This is a genomic window from Roseococcus sp. SYP-B2431 (assembly GCF_004336745.1).
Classification (GTDB): Bacteria; Pseudomonadota; Alphaproteobacteria; order Acetobacterales; family Acetobacteraceae; genus Roseococcus.
The window spans coordinates 1-4,098 of record NZ_SJXD01000015.1; the positions used below are offsets into that span (position 1 = coordinate 1).

At 64.7% G+C, this 4,098-nt stretch carries 5 protein-coding genes; 3 read left to right on the forward strand and 2 right to left on the reverse strand.

Annotated elements, in window-relative coordinates; translation table 11 throughout:
• Nucleotides 1–404 precede the first annotated feature (404 nt).
• A complete protein-coding gene (locus tag EJV46_RS07930) occupies nucleotides 405–851 on the reverse strand; it encodes a hypothetical protein (RefSeq protein ID WP_131548091.1) in 447 nt (148 codons plus the stop codon).
• A 221-nt stretch (nucleotides 852–1,072) separates the two neighbouring features.
• Between EJV46_RS07930 and EJV46_RS07935 the strand changes: the two genes are divergently transcribed.
• From EJV46_RS07935 to xth, 3 genes are all read left to right on the forward strand, one after another.
• A complete protein-coding gene (locus tag EJV46_RS07935; RefSeq protein ID WP_165585410.1) occupies nucleotides 1,073–2,101 on the forward strand; it encodes a family 43 glycosylhydrolase in 1,029 nt (342 codons plus the stop codon).
• 337 nt (nucleotides 2,102–2,438) lie between these two features.
• Complete coding sequence (locus EJV46_RS07940) at nucleotides 2,439–2,813, forward strand: hypothetical protein (protein WP_131548093.1); 375 nt, start codon at nucleotides 2,439–2,441, stop codon at nucleotides 2,811–2,813.
• 232 nt (nucleotides 2,814–3,045) lie between these two features.
• Nucleotides 3,046–3,891: an exodeoxyribonuclease III gene (xth, locus tag EJV46_RS07945; RefSeq protein ID WP_240782457.1), complete on the forward strand. Its 846-nt coding sequence runs from the start codon at nucleotides 3,046–3,048 to the stop codon at nucleotides 3,889–3,891.
• A 39-nt stretch (nucleotides 3,892–3,930) separates the two neighbouring features.
• On the opposite strand, the gene EJV46_RS23525 is transcribed toward xth, so the two are convergent.
• Nucleotides 3,931–4,098, reverse strand: a 168-nt coding sequence (locus tag EJV46_RS23525) for a hypothetical protein (protein ID WP_370323074.1), incomplete at its 5' end; no start/stop codon positions are given.

Here is a 4,098-nt window from a genome sequence, read left to right on the forward strand (position 1 = left end):
TTTCACGTCGCCTCCAGGCCGGCCGGCGCCGCCGCTTTGCAGGCGAAAGCGTCATCAGCCCATGCGGGTTGCATCAGGAACGGCGCGGCTTCGCAACCGTACTCGGCTCGACTAGGCTTGCATGCTCCCCTCGACAAGCCGGACCTTCTCCTGAGAAGTGTAGCGCAGAGGGCGACGGTGCCGCCGATGACTTGGAATGCGATCGTCGCTCTTGGACATAGGCGTCCACCTAGGCCCTCGGTTGCGCAACCCGACCGGTCGAAATGGCTGCAGCTCTATGCGAGCGGACGGAGGAGGTGCACCTGGATGCGAACAGCCTCTCGCAGGTTTTCGTTCGGCTTCGAGCGCTGGGCGAAACGCATGCGGGCTCCTCAAGGAGAGATGGTGCGCAGCGCTGGGCGCGCCTATAGTAGCAGTATCGAGGTGCCGGAGAGGAGGATGCCGACGCTGAAGGAGATAAGAGCGGCGAGGAACATGGCGTCGCCATGACGCTGCCCGCGCTTAGCTTCGGCAAACTTGAAATCTGCGCCGCTCTGATCACCGTGGGCCTGGGAATGCCAAGCTTCCATGTAGCTGAATGTCGTCCGCGTCAGCACGCGGATGTTTAGGGCGCCCACGACGACGCCGATTGCAAAGCTCGCGATCCCGAAGAGGAGCACTACATTCGGGCCCGCCTCCGGCCGGTTGGCGAAGGCGAGAAGGGCGGTCGCCGCGCCGCCGTTGATTACGACCATCAAGTTCACGGCGGCGCGGGCATGCTCGTTTACCGCCACGGCGTCGTTGTGACTGCGTTCGGCGGCGAAGCTCCGCCGGATGTCGTCGGGGTCGGGGACCGGGGATTTATCCATCATGACCTCTACTCTGCTACTGTTGCGTGGTAGGCACTTAAGCAGCCAGCGTAGTTCCTAAAGATTACTGCTCAGCTTCCGCAGGATCAACAAGCTCGTGGCGTTACGGTTCGGTGGATGGAGCACCCATGCTTCCAGGAGCGGCACGGGTTCGGTAGAGTCCGGGTTGCCTCCGTCGGGGAAGGCACGCCGAGGCATCCATTCGATGGAGAGGCGAGCAGGCATTGAGCCATCTTATCCAGACGAGTTACCGCAACCCGATCATCCTGGAAGCTTGGCCTGATCCGGCGGTGGCCGGCCCGGACCGCGACGGGCTCTACTGGTGCTACGCAACTGACGACGAAAAGGATCCACCGCCTCGGCGGCGCTTTAAGGTCGCGCGCTCTCGCGACCTCGTGCATTGGGAGACGCATCCAGAGGGTGCACGGCACGGCGCTTTCCCGCGGCCCATCCCGAACTACAGCTGCCATCGCGGCTGCTGGGCGCCGGATGTGCGGCAGCTCCAGCCGGATGCCTGGAACTTCTACGGGGCGCTCGAATTTGACGACCATGAGGACGAGGGGCCAAACGGCCATGGTATTATCGCGGCGCGCTCCTCCGGTCCGATCGGCTTCGCCGACCCGGTCGTGCTTCGGCGTGGCACTGGCTTCACCGTGATCGACCCCTGTTTCTTCCACTCAACAACGCTCGAGCAGAACTTCCTCTACTGGGGGTCGGGCCATGCGCCGATCTGGGGGCAGGAGCTGGCGGCCGACGGCCTTTCGCTCGTGCCTGGGACGGAGCCGCGCGCGGTGCTTGCGCCCACCCCGGGCGACACGGAGGACCGGCTTTGGGAAGGACTTTTTGTTTTCGAGCATCCGGAGGACCGGCACGTAATCCTGCTGGCGTCCAAGGTGGATACGTGGGTCGGGCCCTATCGGACCTACGCGTTCCGCGGCGGCGCGCATCCGCTCGACCGTGTCGCCGGATCGGAAGCACGGCTATTGCTCGGAGAGAACGCGGTGTGGAACCGCTGCGGCAATGTATTCGTGCTGCCGGATGCGGTCGGTCAGTTGTGGCTGTTTTACCACGCGGTCCGCGGCGACGCGGTTATTCCTGGCACGGAAGGGATCGAGATGATGGGACGACGTGGCGTGCCGCTTCGTCAGGCCTGCATGGATCGACTGCTGTTCGACACCTCAGGTCTGCCTTATGTCGAGCACGGCGTGCCGTCCTCAGATGTACGGCCCGGGCCTATTGTTTGGGCGCCTTGACGATTAGGCGGCCCGCTTGCGGCCGACCGGCAGCCGTGGGCACGACCTCGGTTTGTGCGCAAAGGTCCAGGAACCATTCGGTCTGCCGATAGACGACAGGCTCGCGGCCGAGATTTGACGGGGCCCTGTGCGAGTTGGATCCCGTGCACACGAAGTGCACCGCCCAGTCCAGCGGTTTCGAGCACTTCCTTCACAACGGGCCACTGACGCTGGAAGGCCGCGGTGCGGACGGCAGCCAAGCTTCTAATCCCGACGTGATCAGTGGCTGGCCAAGCGCTGCCCTCGACGTGGCGGGCCGTGGGCGACAGCCGGAGCCATCAGTCTTGATCGTCGGCCGATGTTCCAATTACGTTCTTTTCCGCAGAACGGAGAGCATACAATGCCGGCGCATGCGAAGTCCCGCGCCCGTCCCCTTGATGCGGCGGTACAGCGAATAATCACCCTCGCCGGTCGCGCTGCGTCGCCCAGCCGCATGGCCCGGGAGGTCGAGATCATCATCGGAGAGTGGGAGCGCGAGCTGGGCGGTGAGGTCGAGCCGATCCAGGAGCGTGTGCAAGAGCTGCACGAGGCGCTGGTAGAAGGAGCGTCGGATGCGGAAAAGCAGGTCTGGGATGTGGATCGCAGCGACGTAGCGGCGGCCAGACAGGCTGAGGCGACTCTGGTCGCTTTAACGACGTGCCGGGATGCTGCGGCACAACGGCTGCGCCCATGAGACCATGCGTCCCCTGGCGCCGGGCGCGTCCTCCTGCTGCCTTTGAGCCCGCTTAGATGCGCACCGGAAGCCGCCGCTACATCCTTCGCTGCGGGAGCGTGCGCAGACGGCTTGCCTCCTTTGGCCGCTGGCGTGAGCCGGGAGCCGCATAGGCGCGATCGCTAGGGCGCAAGGGCCGAGAAGATTGTTGCGGCTGGCCGCGTGGGCAACCGTAGTGCCGCCCGGGAATTCCTTGAGGCAGCGCCAGGGGACAACTCGTCTGAAAATAGCTACCTACAACATCAACAACGTGGTTCGGCGGCTGCCAAATCTCTTGTCGTGGCTTGCGGAAAGCCAGCCGGACGTTGTGTGCGTGCAGGAGCTAAAGGCGGCTCAGGCCGCGTTTCCGGTGAGTGCCATCAATGACGCGGGCTATCACGCTGCCTGGCAGGGGCAGTCGACCTGGAATGGGGTCGCGATCCTCGCGCGCGGGACGGAGCCGATTGTCACACGTCGAGCGTTGCCTGGTGACCCGGACGACTCACAAGCGCGCTACATCGAGGCCGCCGTGCGCGGCGTGTTGGTGGGATGCATCTACGCGCCCAATGGCAATCCTCACCCTGGGCCCAAGTTTGACTACAAGCTCGAGTGGATGGCCCGGTTAGCGGCCCACGCCGGGACGCTCATAGCTGCTCAAGCCCCAGTCGTGCTGGCGGGGGATTTCAACGTGGTGCCCACCGATGCCGACATCTATGCCGTCCGATCTTGGGCCCGTGACGCGCTCCTACAGCCAGCGCCGCGTAAATTTTATCATGAGCTCCTTGCTCAAGGCTGGACCGATGCTCTCCGGGAAATGTACCCGCAGAATGCGCCGTACACCTTCTGGGACTATAAGCGGGAGGCTTGGCCGCGCGATGCCGGCCTTCGTATCGATCACCTGCTGGTGAGCCCGGCCCTGCGCGCCCGCCTTGCCAATGGTGGCGTGGATCGAGGGGTCCGCGGTCAGGACGGCGCGAGCGACCACGCCCCGGCCTGGATAACCCTGCGGGAGAAGGCAGCCGTCCCGAAAAACTCAAAGAGCCGGCGGCGCGCTGGCTAGCCGTTCTTAGGCCGGAACGGGCCAGCACAAGCACGACGCTCACCTGTCGGGTAAAGCCTGATTGCCTCGCCCCCAGCCCTTCAGCGCCTTCGAGGCGGCGCGTCTTGTGAGTTCCGCGGCGTCCCCGATGTGCCAGTGGTCGGCACGGTCAAGCGACCGCAGCTCGTCCCAGGTGATCGGAACGGCAACCGGAGCGCCCGGACGAGC

Excerpts from the sequence above, each read along its gene's own strand:
- EJV46_RS07930 (WP_131548091.1), bottom strand. The coding sequence starts at position 851 with ATGATGGATAAATCCCCGGTCCCCGACCCCGACGACATCCGGCGGAGC.
- EJV46_RS07940 (WP_131548093.1), top strand. The coding sequence starts at position 2,439 with ATGTTCCAATTACGTTCTTTTCCGCAGAACGGAGAGCATACAATGCCG.